Annotated in this window: 17 protein-coding genes and 3 pseudogenes; 8 read left to right on the top strand and 12 right to left on the bottom strand. The window is 56.7% G+C overall.

What is annotated here, in order from left to right; translation table 11 throughout:
* Nucleotides 1–36 precede the first annotated feature (36 nt).
* The 3 genes from AArc1_RS00775 to citE are packed head-to-tail and all read left to right on the top strand — an operon-like array spanning nt 37 to nt 3,158.
* Entirely contained in the window at nt 37–990 is a 954-nt protein-coding gene (locus AArc1_RS00775) for an electron transfer flavoprotein subunit alpha/FixB family protein (RefSeq protein WP_117362471.1), read from the top strand.
* A gap of 2 nt (nt 991–992) precedes the next feature.
* Nucleotides 993–2,051: a 2-methylfumaryl-CoA hydratase gene (mch, locus tag AArc1_RS00770; protein WP_117362470.1), complete on the top strand. Its 1,059-nt coding sequence runs from the start codon at nt 993–995 to the stop codon at nt 2,049–2,051.
* 57 nt (nt 2,052–2,108) lie between these two features.
* Entirely contained in the window at nt 2,109–3,158 is a 1,050-nt protein-coding gene (gene citE / locus AArc1_RS00765; protein WP_117362469.1) for an L-malyl-CoA/beta-methylmalyl-CoA lyase, read from the top strand.
* A gap of 188 nt (nt 3,159–3,346) precedes the next feature.
* Here citE and AArc1_RS00760 read toward each other — a convergent pair whose 3' ends face one another.
* Both AArc1_RS00760 and AArc1_RS00755 read right to left on the bottom strand, forming a co-directional pair.
* Nucleotides 3,347–4,504, bottom strand: coding sequence for an acyl-CoA dehydrogenase family protein (locus AArc1_RS00760; protein WP_117362468.1), 1,158 nt, complete (start codon nt 4,502–4,504; stop codon nt 3,347–3,349).
* Between the two features lie 96 nt (nt 4,505–4,600).
* Nucleotides 4,601–5,380, bottom strand: a pseudogene (locus AArc1_RS00755) (CoA transferase).
* Between the two features lie 262 nt (nt 5,381–5,642).
* Between AArc1_RS00755 and AArc1_RS00750 the strand changes: the two are divergent.
* Nucleotides 5,643–6,276: pseudogene (locus AArc1_RS00750) on the top strand (IS6 family transposase).
* Nucleotides 6,277–6,298: 22 nt separating this feature from the next.
* Here the strand turns inward: AArc1_RS00750 and AArc1_RS00745 are convergent.
* Together AArc1_RS00745 and AArc1_RS18805 are read right to left on the bottom strand one after the other, a co-directional pair.
* Entirely contained in the window at nt 6,299–7,777 is a 1,479-nt protein-coding gene (locus AArc1_RS00745) for a PAS domain S-box protein (protein WP_117362467.1), read from the bottom strand.
* Entirely contained in the window at nt 7,774–8,274 is a 501-nt protein-coding gene (locus AArc1_RS18805) for a sensor histidine kinase (protein WP_161958280.1), read from the bottom strand. The genes AArc1_RS00745 and AArc1_RS18805 overlap by 4 nt, the downstream gene beginning before the upstream one ends.
* A 24-nt stretch (nt 8,275–8,298) precedes the next feature.
* On the opposite strand from AArc1_RS18805, the gene AArc1_RS18800 reads away from it, so the two are divergent.
* Nucleotides 8,299–8,466: a hypothetical protein gene (locus tag AArc1_RS18800; RefSeq protein ID WP_161958279.1), complete on the top strand. Its 168-nt coding sequence runs from the start codon at nt 8,299–8,301 to the stop codon at nt 8,464–8,466.
* Between the two features lie 418 nt (nt 8,467–8,884).
* Here AArc1_RS18800 and AArc1_RS00735 read toward each other — a convergent pair whose 3' ends face one another.
* The 5 genes from AArc1_RS00735 to AArc1_RS00715 form a co-directional block, all read right to left on the bottom strand.
* Nucleotides 8,885–10,342, bottom strand: a complete 1,458-nt coding sequence (locus tag AArc1_RS00735; RefSeq protein WP_117362465.1) for an ATPase domain-containing protein — start codon at nt 10,340–10,342, stop codon at nt 8,885–8,887.
* A 335-nt stretch (nt 10,343–10,677) separates the two neighbouring features.
* Nucleotides 10,678–11,505, bottom strand: coding sequence for an IS5 family transposase (locus tag AArc1_RS00730; protein ID WP_117362464.1), 828 nt, complete (start codon nt 11,503–11,505; stop codon nt 10,678–10,680).
* Nucleotides 11,506–11,596: 91 nt separating this feature from the next.
* Nucleotides 11,597–12,148 carry a hypothetical protein gene (locus AArc1_RS00725; protein WP_133412190.1) on the bottom strand — a complete coding sequence of 184 codons (552 nt, stop codon included), beginning with the start codon at nt 12,146–12,148 and terminating at the stop codon, nt 11,597–11,599.
* A complete protein-coding gene (locus tag AArc1_RS00720) occupies nt 12,149–13,138 on the bottom strand; it encodes a zinc-dependent alcohol dehydrogenase (RefSeq protein ID WP_117362462.1) in 990 nt (329 codons plus the stop codon).
* Nucleotides 13,135–13,896, bottom strand: a complete 762-nt coding sequence (locus AArc1_RS00715) for a GTP cyclohydrolase IIa (protein ID WP_186336584.1) — start codon at nt 13,894–13,896, stop codon at nt 13,135–13,137. The genes AArc1_RS00720 and AArc1_RS00715 overlap by 4 nt, the downstream gene beginning before the upstream one ends.
* 146 nt (nt 13,897–14,042) lie before the next feature.
* Here AArc1_RS00715 and AArc1_RS00710 point away from each other — a divergent pair, with 146 nt between their 5' ends.
* Both AArc1_RS00710 and AArc1_RS00705 read left to right on the top strand, forming a co-directional pair.
* Nucleotides 14,043–15,584: an oligosaccharide flippase family protein gene (locus AArc1_RS00710; protein ID WP_117362460.1), complete on the top strand. Its 1,542-nt coding sequence runs from the start codon at nt 14,043–14,045 to the stop codon at nt 15,582–15,584.
* A gap of 108 nt (nt 15,585–15,692) precedes the next feature.
* Nucleotides 15,693–16,373: pseudogene (locus AArc1_RS00705) on the top strand (IS6 family transposase).
* Here AArc1_RS00705 and AArc1_RS00700 read toward each other — a convergent pair.
* A complete protein-coding gene (locus AArc1_RS00700) occupies nt 16,360–17,166 on the bottom strand; it encodes an enoyl-CoA hydratase/isomerase family protein (RefSeq protein ID WP_117362459.1) in 807 nt (268 codons plus the stop codon). The pseudogene AArc1_RS00705 and the gene AArc1_RS00700 sit on opposite strands and share 14 nt — an antisense overlap.
* Complete coding sequence (locus AArc1_RS00695) at nt 17,159–18,049, bottom strand: 3-hydroxyacyl-CoA dehydrogenase family protein (RefSeq protein ID WP_117362458.1); 891 nt, start codon at nt 18,047–18,049, stop codon at nt 17,159–17,161. Before AArc1_RS00695 ends, AArc1_RS00700 begins: the two co-directional genes overlap by 8 nt.
* A 110-nt stretch (nt 18,050–18,159) precedes the next feature.
* Between AArc1_RS00695 and AArc1_RS00690 the strand changes: the two genes are divergently transcribed.
* Nucleotides 18,160–19,302: a thiolase family protein gene (locus tag AArc1_RS00690; RefSeq protein WP_117362457.1), complete on the top strand. Its 1,143-nt coding sequence runs from the start codon at nt 18,160–18,162 to the stop codon at nt 19,300–19,302.
* Between the two features lie 124 nt (nt 19,303–19,426).
* Here the strand turns inward: AArc1_RS00690 and AArc1_RS00685 are convergent, their stop codons facing one another.
* A complete protein-coding gene (locus AArc1_RS00685) occupies nt 19,427–20,566 on the bottom strand; it encodes an acyl-CoA dehydrogenase family protein (RefSeq protein ID WP_117362456.1) in 1,140 nt (379 codons plus the stop codon).
* Nucleotides 20,567–20,628: the final 62 nt, after the last annotated feature.

The raw sequence follows: 20,628 nt of genomic DNA, 5'->3' as shown, positions 1-20,628 counted from the left end.
CAACGACGTCATCGCTTTCACCGGAGGTGAGAACCGATGACTGACGTCCTGGCCATTACCGACCACCGACGCGGCGAGCTGCGAGATATCAGCTACGAGATCATCACCGCCGGCCGCGAACTCGCTGACGAAACCGGTGGCGACCTCCACCTCGCGGTCATCAGCGGCACCGTCGACGAGTTCGCCGAGAAGCTCGATCGTGACGGCGTCGACGCCATCCACACCGTCGACTACGGCGAGGAGTTCAACCACGGCGTCTACAGCCAGGCCGTTACTCAGCTTTACGACGAACTCGCACCCCAGTACGTGCTGGCGCCCAACAGCGTCAACGGCCTCGACTACGCACCCGCCGTCGCGAACGAACTCGACCTGCCGATCGTCACCGACGCTGTCGGCCTCGAGACCGACGGCGATACGCTCGCAGTCACCCGCGAGATGTTCGGGGGCAAAGTCGAAACGACGACCGAACTCGAAGGTGAGGCGATCGTTACGATCCGAAGCGCGGAGTGGCCTGTCGCCGAAGGGACCGGTGACGCCGCGATCGACGCCTTCGACGTCGAGATCGACGAGGGTGCGCTCGGCTCTACCGTCACCGGCTTCGAGGAAGTCGGCGGCGGCGACGTCGACATCAGCGAAGCGGACGTGCTCGTCTCGGTCGGCCGTGGGATCGAGGAAGAGGACAACATTCCGATCATCGAAGAACTCGCCGACGCACTCGACGCGACGGTCTCCTCGTCGCGCCCGATCGTCGACAACGGCTGGCTGCCCAAAAACCGGCAGGTCGGCCAGTCCGGGAAGGTCGTCACCCCCGATGTCTACATCGCGATCGGCATCTCCGGTGCGGTCCAGCACGTCGCCGGCATGAAGGGCTCCGATACGATCGTCGCGATCAACACGGACCCCAACGCGCCCATCATGGACATCGCCGACTACGCGATCCACGACGACCTCTTCGATGTCGTTCCAGCACTGACTGAAACATTCGAGTAACAATGACTGACTGGACCGATCCTGACACGTTCGCACAGGCACTCGAGCACGCCGAAACGCGCGAGAAGGGCAACTGCTTCGAGGACTTCGAAGAGGGGGCTGTTATCGAACACGACCCCGGACTTACGCTCACGAAGTGGGGTAACGAGGTGTGGATGGGCCAGACGCTCAACCACGATCCGGCCTACTGGCGACCCGACGCGGCCGCCGACCGCGGCTTCGAGGAGCCACCGATTCACCCGGACTACCTCACCGCCGCAACGCTTGGGATCACCGTCGAGGATCTGAGCGAGAAAGGCGGTTACTTCCTCGGACGGACGGACGTTCGCTTCGCCCAGGACGCCGTCTATCCGGGCACCGATATGTCCGTCGAAAGCGAGGTCGTCAACACCGCGACCTCGAGTTCCCGGCCCCAGTACGGCATCGTCTCCTGGCGCACCCGTGCGAAAGACCTCGAGACCGACGACCTGCTCATGTCCTACGAGCGGACGAACATGATCCCACGACGGGAACCGCTCGAGACGGACGGTGGCGCGACGGCGACAGAGGAAGACGATGACAACGACCTTCCAGAAACGTTCGTCACTCCCGAAGGTGGCTACTTCGAGGACTTCGTCGACGCACTCGAGATCGCAGACGAGGAGAACGGGGCGGTCGCCTACCGGCACGAACGCGGGCGCACCCAGGACGATGTCACGGTCGCCCAGCTCCCACTCGCGACGCTGAACACCGCCAAGCAACACCACAACGTGGACGTGATGGCCGACTCGCCGTCGGGCGATATCGTCACTTACGGCGACGTCACCCGTTCGACCGCGCTGGGTCACGCCCGTTCGGACGAGCGAACTTGGCGCGAGGTCGGTTTCGACGACGAATCGTTTCACACGTTCGTCACCCCTGGTGACACTGTCTACGCCTTCACGCGCGTGCTTGAGGCAGACGACGACGCCTCGAGCGACGTGGCAGGCACCGTGCGCTTCCAGCACATCGCGTTCAACCAGGACGACGTTCCCGTCTACTCGGGAACACGAACCGCGGAGATTCAAAAACGTTCTAACTAACACGATCGAACGTTACAGACGAACGCTGACACGCACGAATTCAGACCCCACTCAGACATGATTGACGACACTGACATCCGACTCTGCCGTACGTTCCAGACTGCACCGGCCGCCGTTCCGAAAGATGACACGGCGAAGTACCTTCGCTCGGGTTTAGAGGCCGAGGGCTTTCAGGCACCTGACTGGCTCGTTCCCGACATGGAAGACGGGACCGCACCGGATATGAAAGCCGAGGGCCTCGAGAACACGATCGAACTCGTCCCCGAGTACGACTTCCCTGGCGAGATCTGGCCTCGCGTCGAGTGGAGTTACGAGGACGAATCGTTCCGCGACCGCGGCCGAGAGCAGATCGACCAACTCGTCGCAGAGATCGGTGACGAGATCGACGGCGTCGTCGTCCCGAAGGTCGGTCGCCTCGCAGACGTCGAACGCGCGGCCGAGGTCGTCGCCGAGGCGGAAGCCGAACACGGCTACCCCGACGGATCGATCGGGATGTCGATCATCGTCGAGACCGGCCGCGCTCGATCGGACCTCCGCGAAATAGCGACGTTCGGTGGCGACTCGCGGCTCACCGCGCTCGTTTTCGGCCCCGTCGACTACGCTGCCGAACTCGGCGCACGCGATCTCGGCGACGGTCGCCCGCGCTGGGATGGCCTGCTCGAGGCGCTCTCGAACGAGGCGAGCGCTGGCGGGCTGCTCTCGATCGGCGGCCCGTTCGACGACCTGTTCAAAGAGCGTGCCGGCTTGACCTACTACAACGCCGACGATTACGCCGACCAGGTCGAATACGAAGCCCACCTCGGCCTCGACGGCTCCTGGTCGCTGTACCCCAAACAGACGATTCAGGCCAACACCATCCACATGCCGACGTCCCAGGAACTCGAGCGTGACGTGAGCAAGATCGAACGCTTCAACGCGGCCAAACGCGAGGGCACCGGCGCGGTAACCCTCGACGGGCAGATGGTCGACGAAGCCACGTTCAAGGTCTTCCGAAACACCATCCTACAGGTCCGTTCGATCCACGAGACCCGACCCGAGCAGACCCAGGCCCACTACGATCAGAGTCTGCTCGAGCGCGCGCTCGAACTCGAACTGTCTTATCAGTAACCCAGTCGCTCATCGGTAGCGACTGCTGCTGTTATCTCTCGAGTATCTAATTTTATCAGGGGCCTGTTTAAGCTCCTGACCGGTGGATGAATACGTTGGGGTTGAAGCAGGCGACTTTGATGAATCGCCATATTTTGCCGGGCTCTAGTGATTCACCAGAGCCGACCAGCCCGAATAGGTGGCTGCTGCTACGGGAGCAGTGAATCAGCGATAATTCGCTTTTGGATTTCGTTTGTTCCTTCGAAGATTCGTGTCAATCGAGCGTCTCTCCAGTACCTTTCGACGTCGAAGTCCGTTGTGTACCCGTAACCACCGTGGATCTGAATTCCTTCGCTGGTTACTTGCTCGGCTATATCGCTTGCAAAGAGCTTCGCCATCGCGGCCTCAGCATTAGCTTGTTCGTCTGAGTCGACAGCGTCAGCAACGAGCAGCATTAACGCTCGTGCAGCTTCAATTTGCGTTGCCATATCTGCCAATTTAAACCGAATCGCCTGAAACTCTGAGATAGGTTCTCCGAACTGTGCCCGCTCCTGTGCGTACTGAAGTGAGTCTTCAAGTGCACCACGAGCCAATCCAACTGACCGAGCAGCGGTGTGAACACGACCTTCTTCAAAAAAATCCATTATTTGATAGAATCCCTTACTTTCTTCACCACCAACGAGCTTGTCAGCACTGATGCGCACATCGTCGAAGTTTACTTCCCACGTTTTCCAGCCATGATATCCAATTTTGTCAATTGGTTGTCCGCTAAGACCATCACGGTCGAATGTGCCAGCTGGTTTCTCGACGATGAAACCCGAAATTCCTCGGTAAGCAGGCTCCGCATCAGGGTCGGTTACGGCGTATGTGAGAATGAAATCTGACCCTTTTGCAAACGTGATCCATGTTTTTTGTCCATTGAGAACGTATTCGTCGCCATCGCGTTCAGCACGGGTCTGCATGTTTGCGACATCGCTTCCCGCACTTGGCTCGCTGATAGCGATGCTTTTGAGCATCTCCCCAGACGCCATCTTTGACAGGTATTTCTCTTTTTGCTCCTCAGTTGCTCCAGAGAGACTTTGACCTCGAGCAATAATACTGCCAACGCTGAGCCACCCGCGAGAGAGTTCCTCGGCAATTACTGCGTATGACTTCAGATCCATCCCGAGTCCCCCATACTCCTCATCAATGAGTATTCCAAAGAAACCCATCTCGGCGAGTTGGTTGATAAGTTCGTTCGACATCGGTTCTTCGTTGGGGTCACGCTCGCTTGCCTCTGATAGTACTTCGTTCTCAACAAACCGTTTCGTCTCATCCCGCAACATTTTATGCTCACTCGACAGTATCGTGTCCGAAATCTGGCTCATACAAGTAGAGGTTCTCGTTGCGGTTTAATAAATCTTCACACCTACTCGAAACGGGTGTTACACTATCATCAGGATTTAGTTAATTAATTGATGGGATTAGATCGCGTTTGACTCCCGCAACGTTTCGATCTCCTCGTCGTCGTAACCGAGCGCGGAGAGTACGTCGTCGGTGTGTTCGCCCAGGTCGGGCATCGGTTCACTCGCGAACTCCAGTTCCTCGAAGTCGATTGGGTTCTCGACGTAGGGGACGGGGCCGTCGCCGGCCTCGAGTTCCTTGATGAGTCCGAGGTGGTCGGCCTGTGGGTGTGAGAGGACGTTGTCGAGTTGGTTGACGTCGCCCTACGGAATGCCGGCGTCAGCCAGGTGTTCAGCCCGGTAGTCCCGTGGGTTCTCGGCGATGATTGATTCGAGCTCGGGTTCGAGCACATCGCGGTGTTCGACGCGTTTCTCGTTGGCGTCGAAGCGCTCGTTTTCGAGGAGGTCTGGTCGTTCAAGGACGTCAGTACAGAGGGGTTCCCAGTGGTGTTCGCTCAGGATGGCGAAGTTGACATACTGGTCGTTCGCGGTCTCGTGGGGACCATACAGGGTGAGCGAGTGGTGGCGCATCCCGACGCGTTCGGGAACCTCGTCGTTGTGCCAGTACTTGTGTGGGAAGTACCCGAGCCAGGAGAGCATCCTGCCAAATATCGTGACGTCGATCTCCCGTCCCTCACCCGTGCGTTCGCGGTGGAGCAGCGCGAGCAGAGTCCCGATTGCGCCGTAGTTGTCCGCGTTGATGTCACAGACCGATAGGGGAATCTTCGCGGGGGCGTCTGGCGAGCCGTTGATAAATGCAAGGCGGTCATTATGAACTTGCGCTCGACATCCAGTACACATAGATCCGTTCCGCATGTTTGAACGGCTCGCTCCTACCGAAAAGTGGCCCATAAGATGTTACTCCCGGCAAATAACCTGTTAAACCACTCTGAACTATAGTATCAAGCCCTCGAATTTACAAAAGTACCTTTGTAAAGCTGGTCTTGTGAGATGGGATATTATATAACGGGCAAGAATACGACGGAACCCAGACAAAACCGAAATTAACGGCGGTGTTCAGATAAGGTTCAAGAAGTGGCGCGTGGCGTCTTCTGAGTGATTCATGCCCGAAAACGCACGCCTCACAGGAAGTATCGGCCAGTTCGACTTGGATTTTGTGGAGCGGGAAGCAACACCGCGGCTGTTGAGGCAGCTCAGTATTCAACTTCACCTTGCTGGACTCTAGCTTTCGAATACTGTTCGAACCCTCGAAATTTTCGGTGTTGAACGGGCTCGATCGACCGTTCACGACTGGGTTCACAAGGCCGATCTCCAGCCGGAATCCGGTCAGAACCCGGATCACGTTGCGGTTGACGAGACGGTGATCCGACTTGACGACGAACAGTACTGGCTGTACGCTGCCGTCGATCCCGATCCGAACGAATTGCACCATACAAAGCTCGAACCGACGAGAATCAAGGTTATTGTGAGCAACTTGTTCGAGAGCTTCGAGAGAAATGCGACGTCGACGACGCCGTGTTTCTCATCGGTGGTGATCGATCGTTACAGACCCCTGTGAGCGTCACGGCCTCGAGTTCCGGTACCAACGACACGGTGATCGGAACAGCGTCGAACGTGTCTTTCGTGAGATAAAACGACGAACCATCTCGTTCTCGAACTGTTTCAGCAACACCAGAGCAAAAACTGCCGGTCAGTGGCTCAAATCGTTCGCGTTCGCATGGGACCAGCTTATCTGAACACTATGGTAACAAGAGACACTTACCTTGTTCGCCCAGTTGGGAGACTCACTTTGACTGTCGTTCCGTCGGTTTCTCCATTTTCGACAACGACAGAACCCTCAGATCGGTTGATAATCCAATAGACAACCCATAGACCGAGACCACTCCCATGATAGAGATCATCAATTGCGTCGCCAGTTTCTAACACAGCACAATCCATCTCTGGGATGCCGTCGCCGTTGTCGGTGACGCGTATTTCAACAACCTCGCCCTTCTTTGCGACTGAGAGTGAGACCACGGGTGTCTCGTTACTGTTGTGGACGAGTGCATTTCCGACGAGCTCGCTCATCGCCTCATGGATATTCGTCGTCGCCGAGACTATCGCTTCGCTGGGAGCGTCTAAATCAACCTGCGCATCCGGGAAGGCTGCAGTAGCCGAGTTAACAATTCGTTTGAGAGTGTCCACGATGTCTATCTGTCGGGTATCTGGTTGGTCACTCAACACAGCAGTAATTGCTCGAGATTTTTGACTCGTCGTTAGTAGGGCGTCTGAGAGGGTGATAATCTCCCCGGCAGCGTCAGCAACTTCTCCCGTGGTCTGAGAGTGGATCTGTTCGGCTTGGCCACGAATCACCGTCAGATCGTTTCGGAGATTGTGGCGTAGGATCTGATCGACTACGCGAAGCTGTCGATGTAATTCTTTTAGTTCGGTAATATCGGCCTGGATTGCGACGAGTGCCTGTACTTCCCCGTCGTACGTGATCGGTGAGATTGTCTGATGGGCGGTATAGAGTTCTCCATTTTTTCGGCAGTCAACGATTTTTTCTTCCCATCCCTCCCCTAGAAGCACCGTCTCCCAAAGCTCCTCAAAGTAGTCAGGCGACATCTCCCCGGAGTTAAGAATATTCGGTGTCTGACCGATCGCTTCTTCACGTTCGTAGCCCGTTAGCCTCTCGAAAGCGGGGTTGACGTACTTGATCGTGCCATCTGGGTCAGTGATGTAGACGGCATGACCCGATGCTTCAACGACCTTCTTGAACCACCGGAGTTCATCCGTTTGCTGCTGTAACCGAAGGGACTGGTCACGAAGCCGAAGTAATGCTTTGATTCGCCATTCGAGTTCGGCCTGTCGCATCGGGAGCGACACAATTTCGTCGATCGTGCTCCCGAATACGTTGTCGGCAATTTTGCCCTGGTCGACCTCAATGATGCTAGAGTGCCGTTCGGGCAACAACAGGAGGACAGGAAAGAGCACTGGCTCAGTTTCGGCTTTGACCTGTCTGAGGTCGTCTGCATGTTGTCGTAGCCCATTGTAATCGACGATACAGAGGTCGCAGTCACCCACCTCACGGTCTGCGTTGGGATCGACTACTTGGTAGGAGCCGTGCTTTGCTAGCCACTCTCCAAGGACGCGGCGGTTTCCATCCTCGGCGACGAACAGATAGATCGTTGCGGATTCGACGGACAAAGACGATCTGGACTCAGAATTCTCGTTCGTGTGTGAGTCATCTATAGTCATCGTTCGTCCCCCTGAGAAACCGTCTCAAGAGTGACCGTAACGGCGGCGCCTCCGTTATCGGAGCCAGTGATTCGAATGGTCCCTCCGTACTGGTCAACGAGTGTATCGACGAGGTATAGCCCGACTCCCGCACTCGGATTATCAAGCTTTTCTTCGGTGCGGCCCAACACCGCGTCCCGTCGATCCGCCGGAATGCCGGGTCCGTTGTCGGCGATCACCACCTCGACACTTGTGTCCTGTTCTGTGACTGTCACCGTGACACGGGGTGTCTTCGAGTCGTTGTGCTGGACAGCATTGTTTAGCAGATTGCGGAACACTGACGGAAGCAGCTCGTTTGCTTGAACTTCGATGGGAGGTATCTCACCATCAACAACGAACTCGGCGTCTTCGAACAGCGAGCGTCGTTTCTCGATTTCGTCGGCCAATGCGGTCTCGAGGGTGATTGGCTTTAGTTTCGGGTCGTTATCCATCTCGAGGACCTCGACGAACTCTCGCACGGCTCGCGTTAACTCTACGACGTTGTGACTGCTGTCGAGAATTCGTTCACAGATCTCTTTGCCGGCTTCGTCGACGTGATTGTCGAGCTGCCCTGCCCAGCCAGTGATGACGTTCATCTCATTTCGAATGTCGTGGCGGGTGATCCGATTCAGCAGCAGGAGTTGCTCAGTTTTCTGTGCGAGCGCGACTGATTGGGTCCGGACCCGACGAAGATTCTCGAGTCGGCTCCGTAGTTCGACGTGCTCGATCGGCGTCGTGACGATTTCGTCGAGGAGGTGCCAGAGATCCTGATCCATGGTGTGGTGAGTCCACGATTTGACCGTTGCGAAGTCTGTGGCAGAACTGACCAACAACATCGGCAGCACACCGGTTTCAGCGCGTCGACGGTCACGAATAGCGACGGCGTTTTCTCGCAGCCTCTTCTCGTCGAGAACACAGATATCATACTCTGCATCACGGAGCCGCTCCGCTCCCCCTGACACCGCCTCGTACTCGTCCTGAGCCTGCATCCACTCGAGGAGGACCCGTCGGTTGCCAGGGTTTTCGATCGTGACCAAGACACGGGTCGTCGCCATCGGTTCTGCGGCGCTTCCGCGCGGCTCGAACTGTTCACTCGTCATCCTGCCAGTTGGGTGTGCCAGTCAGGATCCCACGGAGATTGGACATTGGTTCGCCGACTGTTAGCCCGTGTTCGGTGATATTGAGCTCGCGGAGCCAGTTCTCGTAATCGCTCGTTCGCATCTTGAGCACGCCGATCACCTTGCGGAGTTCGCCCTTGTATTCCACGTGGCGAAGGACAATGATGTTGTCGGCGAGGTGGCTCATCTGCTGTTCTGTGGCCCGAAACTCGCCAGTGATTTGATGAACTTCGTTCGTGACCAGGCCAGTTACACCCATGTTCCGTAGATACCGTCCGATCTTGATGAGATGATGAGTCTCCTTGCCGCCGGTCCCTCGAAGTGCTCGCTCGTATCCGCTCACACCGTCAATCATGATGATTTCCGACCCATGCTCTTCAACCTCCTGCTGGAGGTAATGGGTAAATTCGTCGATCGTCAGTTCGTCAGGGCTGACTTCCTCAATACGGAGTGTTCCCCGCTCAATCATCGCTTTGACTGGAATGTTGACAGCCTCTGCCCGTTCGAGCATGGTCGACCGATTTTCTTCGAAGCTGTAAAGTACAGATCGCTGCCCACGGCCGGCAGCCTCTTTCATAAATTGGAGACCAGTGGTCGTTTTCCCGACACCGGTTGGGCCACTGAGAAACGTGACCGTCCCGGTCGTGAGCCCTCCACAGAGAAGCGAGTCAAGTTCCGGGACGCCCGAAGAAAGCTTCTCCGAACTGAACTCCCGTTGATGGTCGCTGGGAACCAGCTGCGGCCAGACGTGCATTCCGTCGTCAGAAATCGTTACCGTATGCGGCCCTCGCTTGGAAGAAGAACCACGGAACTTCGAGACGTCGAGCGTCCGCTGACGCTGATCGCGCTCAAGTGTGATGACCGTATCGACGAGAAACTGCAAATCATCGTCGGGAACGGAGTCGGCAGCCTGTGAAGTCAACAAGACGGTCGCTTCCTGCGATTTGAGAAAATCGATAAGTGCGAGAACCTGCGTCCGGAACTGGTGGTCGTCCATGGTCAGATATCGAAGTTCTGTGATCGGATCGATGACGACCCGATCCGGTCCGACTGTTTCGACTTCACCTCGAATATTCTCGACTAACGGTGGGTTTTCTGTCTCACCAGACCGAAAGAGGTCATACGTCTGGTCGGCCCGAAACTCTTCCCCAGAGGGTGACAGCGTGAGAAAATTGACCGGATCGATATCCAACCCAAAGCTATCGGCGGTGTCGCGAAGATACGCAGTCGGTTCACCGAGATTGATATACAGTCCCGTATCGTCAGCCCGTACCCCTTCTGCGAGAAAATGGAGGCCAAAAATCGTCTTTCCTGATCCGGGTTCTCCCCTGAGAAGCGTCGCAGAAGCAGGGAGCAACCCGCCGTCGAGTATCGTGTCGACCTGTCGGATTCCAGTCTCGATTCGGCTGGGGCTACTAAACTGGCTCATGGGTTCAAGCTATCCTAATACAAAATGTAGGTTTTGGCTACTATAGTAGTCGTTAGAACTATTTGTTCGCAGAGTGTTACGAAAGACAGTGGATCACCTCGACGAGATCTCTGCCGAAGAGTTGTGACTCAGTATCCATTCAACACAAGGCGCTAAATCGTATCGTATGCCAAGACCACAATGTTACTGGGCCCATATATCTAATTACCGACACTGTTGGGAAGCGCACTTAAATAGCCAACTTGTGTGTTTAGACCATGAAATCGGTGACTGTTCTTCATCTCGACGATGATCGCTCGACTTGGCCGTGGTGAATCGCCATAGGGCGTTGGATTTCACTGTTTGACGGCACGCTTGATGTTGTAGACGACACACATCAGGGCGATTTCACGGAACTCTCGATACCAGGATCGCGCACGCACGGCATCGCCGAGCGTGCGCTTGATCACCGAGAAGACGGTTTCAGACAGTGCTCGCTGGCCGTAGAGAGTCTCATCGATCCGCGCATTGTGCGCGTGATCGATGGGGCGGAACTCTCGATGCTTGATTAGCGGTCTCACGCCTTCTTGCCGAAGCTTATCGCGTAATCGTTGCCAGTCGTAGCCTTTGTCTGCGGCGAGGCTATGCAACTCGCCCGCGTTGCGGCGGGCGAGTTGCCAGCCAATTTGCGTGTCGTGACGTTTCCTCGTCGTACAGTGGACGTCAAGGACAGCTTGTGACGCTGTATCGACGAGGGCAGTGGTTTTGAGCGTCTGCACGCGATAATTCATTCGACGGCAGTAGTGCTTGCTTGCGTTTTCGCGATCGAAAAACGTCGCGTCCATTGCTGCATGACCAGATGACTCGTGAAGCTGCGCCGACAGGCGCAGCATCACTCGCCAAACGGCCATCTTGATTCTATCAAACGCATTAACTAACGTCGAGTGATCTGGGAGATCCGCCGCGTTGAGGCCTATCTTAGCCAGTATTTGTGGCATCTCACTCAACAGGTCGAGCGCTTCGCGGTAGGATTTCCCCAGGTAAATCCGCAGACAATGCAGCGAAACGACGGCGTAGTCGGCGAATCCGCCGCCACCCTGCGGGGCGGCGGATTCGTCTCGGCCACCAACAGCACTTTTAGCCAGCGACACGACCTTCCCAGTGAAGCGGGAAATCTTGGACATAGGATATCCGCGGTCTCCCGCTTCACTTCCTTAGATTTAGTGATCCGTTCCGCCGCCGTCTAGCGATTCACCAGAGCCCAAATATGAAAAGTCAGGCTTTTGAGTCGTCCACACGGTCAAACGTCACGTTTTCGAGCAGTTCGCGAAGCCGTCGTTCCCCCTCTTCCGGATCGTATCCCTCCTGTCTGAGGTGGGCTATTGGGGCGACGTTCGGATTCAATTCCCAGTGACACCAGACATCCGTCTTTCCCTCGGGCGTCGGGAACAGTCTGACGTGTAGCTGCCAGCGCCCGAAGACACCACTGGGTCGGTAGGAGCAGCTGGCAACTTCGTACAATACTGTCCCATCACGCTCGTATGCGTGGAGATACGCCCGGATCATCTGGCTGAAGTCGTAGTCCTCGATGAGTCGATCACGTGCGGTTGCAGGCGATACGTCCCATACGCCGACGTACTCGCTGTCGGGCGGAGGAAGCACGCGGAACGGTTTCGGGACGAGCCTACCCGGGAACCGTCGTGAGATCCGCGCACCGTGTAGTCGAACCTTCCAGAGGGAGACGTAGGTGAGGATGATCCACGCGAGCATACCGCCGAACCAGGGGAGACCAGCGCGAACTAGCAGATCACGATATTTGGAAGCCATTCAGTAGGTCAACACCACCTGTACCGCCGACTCCGCGCGCTCGTCAAGCAGTTCGTAGGCCCGTTTGGCTTCTTCGAAGGGGATCCGATGACTGACAAAGGCGTCCGTGTCGGTCCGTTCGAGCCACTCTCTGGCCGTGTCCATCCGTCGGTCGGTGTCCCATCTGCCACGGAGTTCGGGTGTGATGGTACTCACCTGACTGGAGACGAGGTCGATCCGGTTGCGGTGGAATCGCCCGCCGAGGTCGATCGGAGCTCGCTTGGTCCCATACCAAGAGCCAACAATGACCCGACCGTCATAGCCAACAACGTCGATCGCATCGTCGAGCACGTCGGGCTGGCCCGACAGCTCGACCGCGACGTCGACTCCGGTGATGTTCTCGTCGAGTCGCTCGGGAGGACAGACGGTATCGGCTCCTAACTCCGCAGCGAGTTTTCGACGGTTCTCGATCGGATCGACGACGACAAGATCTGAGAGTGGAAACTCGGACAAGAGCCGCACCGTCCACAACCCGATAACCCCGGCACCGAACACGACGACTTGCTCGTTCAGGCGTGGACCGGTATCGAGCGTCAGATTCGTCGCTGTCTCGACGGTCGGCAACAGCGTAGCGCTTTCGGCGTGGACACCTGGCGGTAGCTTCAGGACGTCGTCCGGGTGGGCACTGAACCGCGTCTGGTGTGGATTGAACCCGAATACGCGCGTGCCGATCCAGTCGCTATCGACATCGCGACCGACACTGGTCACCTTGCCGACTGCAGCGTAGCCGTACTGCATTGGATACGAGAACTCACCGCTGAGACTCTCGATGGTCTCGTCGACCGCGATTTCAGATGGGGTCTCGTTACGGTATACGAGCAATTCAGTTCCCGCGCTCACCGCCGAGAACTCCGTCTCTATCAGTAGTTCGTCCGATTCGGGGCCGTCAATCTCGATTGAACGGGTCTCAACGGTCCGTTCGCCGGTAAAGTACAGTGCCCTCGCACTCATCGATCGATGGTTGCCCGTAAACCAACCCGGTCGATCCGCTGTCCTGTCTCCCGGCACTCTTCAAGCGCTAATTTCGCACGATACCCCGCCTCGTGTGGCGTTTCACCTTCGCCAATTCCGACTTGTAGATCGATCCCGGTCGTCGCCTGCACGTGCTCTCTGGCCGCTTCGAACGCCTCCAGATCAAGCGAGGGACAGAGCGCGATGATATTATCGCCACCGACAAAGCGGGTGACCCCATCGTGTTCTTCTCGCAAGTACGACGAGAGCGAAACGGTCGCTCGCTGGATCGTGAGGGAAGTCTCGCCGGCGTCTTTGCGGTCAGTGAACTCGCTCGTGACATCGACGACGTCAAAGTGGGCGATGGTCAGTGGCCCCGGTGTGTCTCCGATTGGTCCTGCTGTCGCCAGTCGCTCCGTTCTCTCCGCATCCTGTGCACTACCTTCCGCTTGGAGCGCCTGCGAAGCAGCACCCAGCGCGTTGGTCGGTGTTTCGCCGACACCGATCCCGATGCTCACCGTTACTGGGTACTGGTTTCTGACCTGCTCTTGGAATCGCTTGTGATCCGCTACAGTCATCCCGTCGGTGACGGCGATCATGTTATCGAACCGGTCGAAGAAAGCGTAGCCGTCGTGAGTACTGACAAAATCGGCGAGCGTGGCGTACAGGCGTGCCTGAAGCGCTTGCAGATCTGTTTCCCGTCGTGGTGATGGCGTCACCGTCCACGGCCCGTAGTTGTCCAGTTGGACGAGCGAGATCTGGATCGACTCTCGTGTGCTGGTCACGTTCATATTCACGATGCTCACGCCTTAACCGGTCTTATTCCGGCAAAGTGTCTCTCGTCGCCCAAAGACTGGTGGTTCAATAACCGACCGGAGCAACGCAATCCCCAACAATAACACGGATGTGCGTTCGCCCGAAGACCTTCGCAATGACCGACGCGGGTGGCGAGTCCCGTATCCAGGCGCTCGTCTCCATTGCACGTGGGGCCTCCCTCTACACTGTCGGGAAAGTCGTTTCCGATGCTGGTGAGTTCGTCCTCCACCTGCTCGTCTCCCGCTATCTCGGAGCTGGACTCTACGGGCTGTTCGCGTACGGAAAAACACTCGCGTTCACTGCCCTGCTTCTGACGAACCTCGGCTCCGATACGTCCATCCTCAAGTACCTCCCACAGTACGAGGATCAACCCAAGAAACGCCGGTTCCTCCTTGGCCTTGCATGGGTCACTTCATTTCTTGGCGCGCTCGTCGTCTCGGTGGCCCTGTTCGTATTCGCCCCGACAATCGCGGCGCTTACTCTTGACGAGGCCGGGTTTGTCGCCGTATTGCGTCTGTTCGCCGGGATACTGTTTCTGGATACGCTCGCAAACCTGCTCTACGCGACGTTCCGAGCAGTCGAGTTGATTGAGTACGAGGTGCTCACCGGCCGAATACTCAAACCCATCCTTCGCGTCGTCGGCGTCGGGGGTGCACTGCTCGCTGGTGCCTCGGTGTACGGGGTCGTCGTAGCGATGGTCGTTGCGAGCGCGGTGACACTCATCGTTGCGATTGCCTTCTTTTTTCGCCGACTTGAGATCCGTCCGACCCTGCATGGTCCGCATGCGACACGCGGGACCGTCACAGAGTACTACAATTTCTCCTTACCATTGACGGCCAAAGAGGCGGGCACGGTCATGCAAGGGCGGATTGACGTATTAATTGTCGGTGTCTTCCTCTCATCGACTGCGGTCGGCATCTACAACGTTTCGGTGCTCGTGTCGAGTCTGCTGTACATTCCGATACTGGCGTTCAACCAGCTGTTTCCGCCGATCGCTGCACGGCTGTATGCCAACGACGAACGAGCCGACTTGGCGGCGATCTACGGCGCGACGACGCGCTGGATCTTTACAATCAGTCTCTTGCTTGGCCTCATCGTGGTCGTCTTCCGCACCGAGATTTTGATGGTATTTGGTTCCGAATTCACCGCTGGAACACTCGTATTGACGCTCTTTGTCGTAAGTCAACTATTCAATTGTGCCACCGGTCCGAGTGACTCTCTGCTAATGATGACGGATCACCAGTACACCGTGATGGCCAACGAGTGGGTGTTTGGGATCGCTAACGTCGTCCTCAACATCGTACTGATCCAACAGTACGGCTTCGTCGGTGCAGCAGTTGCCTCGGCCGGTGTGCTCGCCGTCCGAAACCTGACGAAAGTCGCCGAAGTGTGGTACTTTGAGCGTCTCCATCCGTACTCGCGATCGTTTTTTAAACCTCTTTTTGCGGGCGTAATTGCGGCAGTGGGAATGCTCGTCGTCAGTGCGTTGTTGCCACCGCTCCCGGCTGTCGTTCTCGGCGCCGTAGTCGGTATCGTGCTGTACGCTGGTGTTTTGTTCTTATTTGGCATCGAATCGGTTGATCGTCAAGCCTACGAGAAGATTGTTGGGGCACGTAAATCGGCTGAATGAGTATGACCGCGGTACAGACAGTTCCGCGACTGTCAGCTTCGCGCACGTACGGCGTCAATGAGGCGGTGTTCAGATATGGATCAAGGAATAAGGCGTGGCGTTTTCTGAGTGACCTATGCCGAAAACGCACGCCTCACAGGAAGCATCGGCCAGATCGACTTGGATTTTGTGGAGCGAGAAGCAACACCGCGGCTGTTGATACAGCTCGGTATTCAACTTTACCTTGCTTTACTCTCGCTTTCGAGTACTGTTCGAGTATCTTAGGATTTCGGCATTGAACGGGCTCGCTTGACTATTCATAACTGGGTTCACAAGGCCGATTTACAGCTGGAATTAGGTCGGAATTCGGATCACATTGCGGTTGACGAGGCAGTGATTCGACTCAACGACGAACAGTACTGGCTGGACGCCGCCGTCAATCTGGAATCAAACGAATTACTCCATACAAAGCTCGAGCCGACGGGAACCAAGGTTATTGCGAGTGATTTCGTTCGAGAGCTTCGAGAGGAACACGACGTCAACGACGCCGTCTTTCTCATCAGTAGAGATATTTCGTTACAGTACGTCTGTGAGCGTCACGATCTCGAGTTTCGGTACGAACGACACGGTGGTCAGAACAGCACTAAACATGTCTTCCGTGAGATAAAACGACGAACAACCACGTTCTCAAACTGCTTCAGCAACACCAAAGGAACAACTGTCGATCAGTGGCTCGAGGTTCGCGTTCGTATGAAACCAGCTTATCTGAACACGACCGTGTCCTGCAACCCAAGACTTACTTCCCAGTGAAATCTGGTTCCCGCCCTTCGAGGAATGCGTCGATTCCCTCATCCTTATCCTGAGTCGCAAATGTTTGGACAAACAGTTCAGACTCGTATTTGAGCCCTTCCTCGAGACCCATGCGTGAGCTTCCCTTGATCGCTTTCTTGGCCAACTTCAGAGCGATTGGGCTCTTTTCAGCCATCGAACTCGCGAGTTCGTAGACTCTATCGTTGAGCTGTTCCGCGTCGTAGACTTCATCGACAAGACCTATCTCTTTCGCTTCCTCGGCGTCAATCAATTTCCCGGATAAGACGAGTCGCATCGCGTGCCCCTCACCAACGAGGCGAGTGAGTCGCTGTGTGCCGCCGCCACCAGGAATGAGTCCGAGGTTGATCTCGGGTTGGCCAAGCTTTGCGCCCGCTTCGGCGATCCGAATGTCACAAGCCTGCGCGAGTTCACAGCCACCGCCAAGTGCGTGACCGTTGATCCGAGCGATAATAGGAATTGACGCGTCGTCGACGGTCTCGTAGATGCGAGGCCGTTCACTGGCCTTGCGTTGATCGACGAGGTCACGGTCCCGAAACTCGGTGATGTCAGCGCCGGCGATGAATGAGCCAGATTCTTCTCCCCCTGTGAGTACGAGTACACGCACCCGATCATCTTTATCGGCAGTCGTAACCGCATCTTTCAACTCGGTCCGCACCTGTTCGTTAAGCGCATTTCGGACATCCGGACGGTTGATAGCGATCGTCGCGACGTGGTCAGCACGATCTCCGACGGTGACCGATAACAGCTCGTACTCATCCACCAATTTAGTCATTGTTTTCCTCCCTCGTTTGGCGCTTTTCTACACGCTTGCCATCCTTCCAAACGTAGAACCCCTCACCGGTCTTCTTCCCCAGTTTTCCCGCCCGGACTTTTTGGCGGAGCGACTGAGGCGGCTTAAATCTCTCTCCCAGTTCCTCACGTAGGTGTTCTGCTATGTGAAGACGAACATCGAGGCCGACGTGATCGCCGAGTTCGATCGGCCCCATCGGGTAGCCGTACCCCAGTTTCATCGCTTTATCAATGTCCGCGGGACTCGCAACGCCTTCCTCGACCATTCGGATTGCTTCAAGCCCTACTGCGAGACCAAGCCGCGAGGTCGCGAAGCCAGCGCTGTCACGGACAATAACCTCTTCTTTCTGGATGTCACGAATGTAGTCAACTGCAAACTCTTCGGTACGGTTATCAGTTTGTTCGGCAATCACGACCTCAACTAGATCCATCAAGTGTGGCGGATTAAAGAAATGAAGGCCAATCGCACGTTCAGGGTGGTCGAGTACGCTCGCTATTTCCGTTACTGAGAGCGAAGAGGTGTTCGAGGCGATGATTGTCTCGCTGTCTATGATTTCTTCGACATCTGAAAAGACGTCCTGCTTCAACTCCACGCTCTCGGGTACCGCTTCGATTACGAGGTCAGCGTCACCGACAGCGTCCGCGAGGTCAGTCGTTACCTCGATACGCTCGAGAGTTTCCACCATCTCCGATTCCGTGAGTTTGTCTCGGTCCACGCCACCCTGTAGGTTCTCCTGAATTCCCTCAAGCCCCTTCTCGACCAGTTCAGGTTCGATATCCCGTAGAATGATTTTGTGTCCTGCCATTGCGGACACTTGCGCGATTCCGTGCCCCATGCTACCGGCACCGAGAACTGCGATTTGCATGTGATACAGAACCAAACAGATAGTAAAAAACGTTCTGGTTCATCCATTTTCAGTCAAATCCCGGATCAAAAGACGCAGCATCTTTACCCAGGGGGTGAGTTGTAAAACTGATGTCCGAGCAGCAACCAGTAGTCGTACAAGCAGTCAGAACGCCACAGGGAAAACAAGGTGGAGTCTTCGCTGATACTGGGAGTGAAGAACTCTCCGTTCCACTTGTCAATGCGATGCTCGAGCGAACGGGTCTCAGCAGTGAGCACGTAGATGATGTTCGTTGGGGCTGTGCCAAGCCTGTGAACGAGCAGAGCAACAATATTGCCCGTGTTATCGCTCTGCTCTCAGAACTGGGTGAGGACGTTCCGGGAACGACTATTAATAGGCTTTGTGCGTCCTCCGCAGAGGCAATATCCAGTGCGGCAGACTCCATCCGTGCGGGCCAACGCGAAGTAATCGTCGCCGGTGGCGTTGAGAACATGACCCGAAACGAGCGACGGAAAGGGATCGATGTCTACGATGGCATCGCTGAGCAATACGATGTCGCGGGCCTCCAAATGGGACAGACCGCCGAGACGGTGGCCCGAGAATATGATATCAACCGAGAGGAGCAGGACGCCTACGGCGCCCGTAGCCAGCAGCGCGCCTGTGCAGCGGCCAAAAGGGGGAAGTTTGACGACGAAATCGTTCCGATCGACACGGGCAAGGAAGTTGTCGAGGAAGATGAAGGGCTCCGTCCAGGTACCACGAAAGAATCGATTGCAGACCTTCCACCAGCGTTCGAGGAGGACGGAACCGTCACGGCCGCTAACGCCTCCCAAATTTCCGACGGTGCTGCGGGCCTGCTGATCACCTCGCGTGCGTTTGCCCAGGAGAACGGGCTCGAGATTCGGGCGGAAATCCTCGGGCATGAAGTTGCGGGCGTCGATCCGAGGGTCATGGGAATTGGTCCAGTCCCTGCAGTCCGCGGCCTGTGGGAGCGCAACGGCCGTTCTGCTGCGGAGTACGACCTCGTCGAGCTAAACGAGGCCTTTGCCAGCCAGACGCTGTACTGTCAGCGTGAACTCGGCTTCGATGACGACGTCTTCAACGTCAACGGCGGTGCGATCGCTATCGGCCACCCTCTCGGGGCCTCGGGTTCGCGCCTACCCGTTACCCTCATTCACGAACTCGAGCGCCGCGGCGGCGGACTCGGCCTCTCAACGATGTGTGTCGGCTATGGTCAGGGAATGGCGGTAGAATTCCGCGTGCCCGGTCAGTAGCGGGCTGACGTTCAGGGACAACAGGGCAGGTCGGATTCCTCGCACGACCAAGGTTGTGCGCTTCCTCCTTGCATTTCTGTGAATTGCCGGGCGTACAGTTGAGAGACGGCGTTTCGACCGAAAATCAGAGAACGCGGTCGGCGATAATGTTCTTCTGGATCTCGCTCGTACCCTCGTAGATCTTCGTGATTCGGGCGTCGCGGTAGTAACGCTCGGCAGGATAGTCGGTCACGTAGCCCGATCCACCGTGGACCTGGATGCCCTCGTCCGCGACTTCAACCGAGATCTCGGAGGCGAACAGTTTTGCCATGCTCGAATACTTCGCGGCGACGTCCTGGTTCTCCTGTTCAACCTGGGTCGCAGCACGGTAAGTCAGCGAGCGGGCGGCCTCGACCTTGGTCGCCATCTCCGCGATTTTGTGTTCAATGGCCTGGAAGTCGCCGATTTTCTGGCCGAACTGCTCGCGCTCGTTTGCGTACTCGACGGCGGCATCGAGGGCTCCCTGGGCCGCGCCGACTGCCTGCGCGGCAACGCTGGTGCGCCCGGCTGCGAAGAACTCCATGAGCTGGTAGAAGCCCTCATCGACCTCGCCAATAACATTCTCTTCGGGGACGCGAACGTCGTCGATGAGTACTTCCGCGAGGTCCGAGGCGCGGATACCGAGCTTGTTGTCGATCTTCTCGGTCGAAACCCCATCCCGATCCATTTCGACGAGAAACGCAGTGATGCCGCGGTGACCCTCGCTAGGACTGGTCTTGGCCATCAGGACGCCGACGTCGGCGACGGTCCCGTTCGTGATCCACATCTTGTTCCCGTTCAGGACGTACTCGTCGCCGTCGGCTTCAGCGACCGTCTCGATGCCTGCAACGTTCGAACCGTGGGCCGGCTCGGAGATCATCGAACAGGAGGCCGTCTCACCGGCGGCAATCTTCGGAAGCCACTCTTCTTTCATCCACTCGTCGCCGAACTCGAGGATCATGTTCGTCCCGAAACCGGCGCTACCGACTGCGGAGCCGATACCGGGGTCTGCACGCCACAGCTCCTCAGTGACGATCGTGCTCGAGAGCTTGTCCATGCCGGCACCGCCGTACTCGAGCGGAATGCTCGGCGCGACGAAATCATACTCGGCAGCCGTCTTGCGGAGGTCCTCGGGATACGTGCCCTCCCTATCGTACTCCTCAGCGACAGGTTCGATTTCGTTCTCACCGAACTCGCGAACGGCATCACGGATCGCCTCGTGTTCAGCTGATAGACTAAACGCCATACTAAACGGTTGTAGAGGCTACACAAAACAGTTCCGGTGAATAGCGGTATTCACAGTAATGA

The sequence above is a fragment of the Natrarchaeobaculum sulfurireducens genome, from assembly GCF_003430825.1.
Taxonomy (GTDB): domain Archaea; phylum Halobacteriota; class Halobacteria; order Halobacteriales; family Natrialbaceae; genus Natrarchaeobaculum; species Natrarchaeobaculum sulfurireducens.
This window is presented reverse-complemented; position numbering and strand designations above follow the sequence as displayed.

What these genes read in the sequence shown, in the direction of transcription:
- AArc1_RS00775 (WP_117362471.1), top strand. Translation starts at nt 37, where the DNA reads ATGACTGACGTCCTGGCCATTACCGACCACCGACGCGGCGAGCTGCGA.
- mch (WP_117362470.1), top strand. Translation starts at nt 993, where the DNA reads ATGACTGACTGGACCGATCCTGACACGTTCGCACAGGCACTCGAGCAC.
- citE (WP_117362469.1), top strand. Translation starts at nt 2,109, where the DNA reads ATGATTGACGACACTGACATCCGACTCTGCCGTACGTTCCAGACTGCA.
- AArc1_RS00760 (WP_117362468.1), bottom strand. Translation starts at nt 4,504, where the DNA reads ATGAGCCAGATTTCGGACACGATACTGTCGAGTGAGCATAAAATGTTG.
- AArc1_RS00745 (WP_117362467.1), bottom strand. Translation starts at nt 7,777, where the DNA reads ATGACTATAGATGACTCACACACGAACGAGAATTCTGAGTCCAGATCG.
- AArc1_RS00735 (WP_117362465.1), bottom strand. Translation starts at nt 10,342, where the DNA reads ATGAGCCAGTTTAGTAGCCCCAGCCGAATCGAGACTGGAATCCGACAG.
- AArc1_RS00730 (WP_117362464.1), bottom strand. Translation starts at nt 11,505, where the DNA reads ATGTCCAAGATTTCCCGCTTCACTGGGAAGGTCGTGTCGCTGGCTAAA.
- AArc1_RS00725 (WP_133412190.1), bottom strand. Translation starts at nt 12,148, where the DNA reads ATGGCTTCCAAATATCGTGATCTGCTAGTTCGCGCTGGTCTCCCCTGG.
- AArc1_RS00720 (WP_117362462.1), bottom strand. Translation starts at nt 13,138, where the DNA reads ATGAGTGCGAGGGCACTGTACTTTACCGGCGAACGGACCGTTGAGACC.
- AArc1_RS00710 (WP_117362460.1), top strand. Translation starts at nt 14,043, where the DNA reads ATGTGCGTTCGCCCGAAGACCTTCGCAATGACCGACGCGGGTGGCGAG.
- AArc1_RS00700 (WP_117362459.1), bottom strand. Translation starts at nt 17,166, where the DNA reads ATGACTAAATTGGTGGATGAGTACGAGCTGTTATCGGTCACCGTCGGA.
- AArc1_RS00695 (WP_117362458.1), bottom strand. Translation starts at nt 18,049, where the DNA reads ATGCAAATCGCAGTTCTCGGTGCCGGTAGCATGGGGCACGGAATCGCG.
- AArc1_RS00690 (WP_117362457.1), top strand. Translation starts at nt 18,160, where the DNA reads ATGTCCGAGCAGCAACCAGTAGTCGTACAAGCAGTCAGAACGCCACAG.
- AArc1_RS00685 (WP_117362456.1), bottom strand. Translation starts at nt 20,566, where the DNA reads ATGGCGTTTAGTCTATCAGCTGAACACGAGGCGATCCGTGATGCCGTT.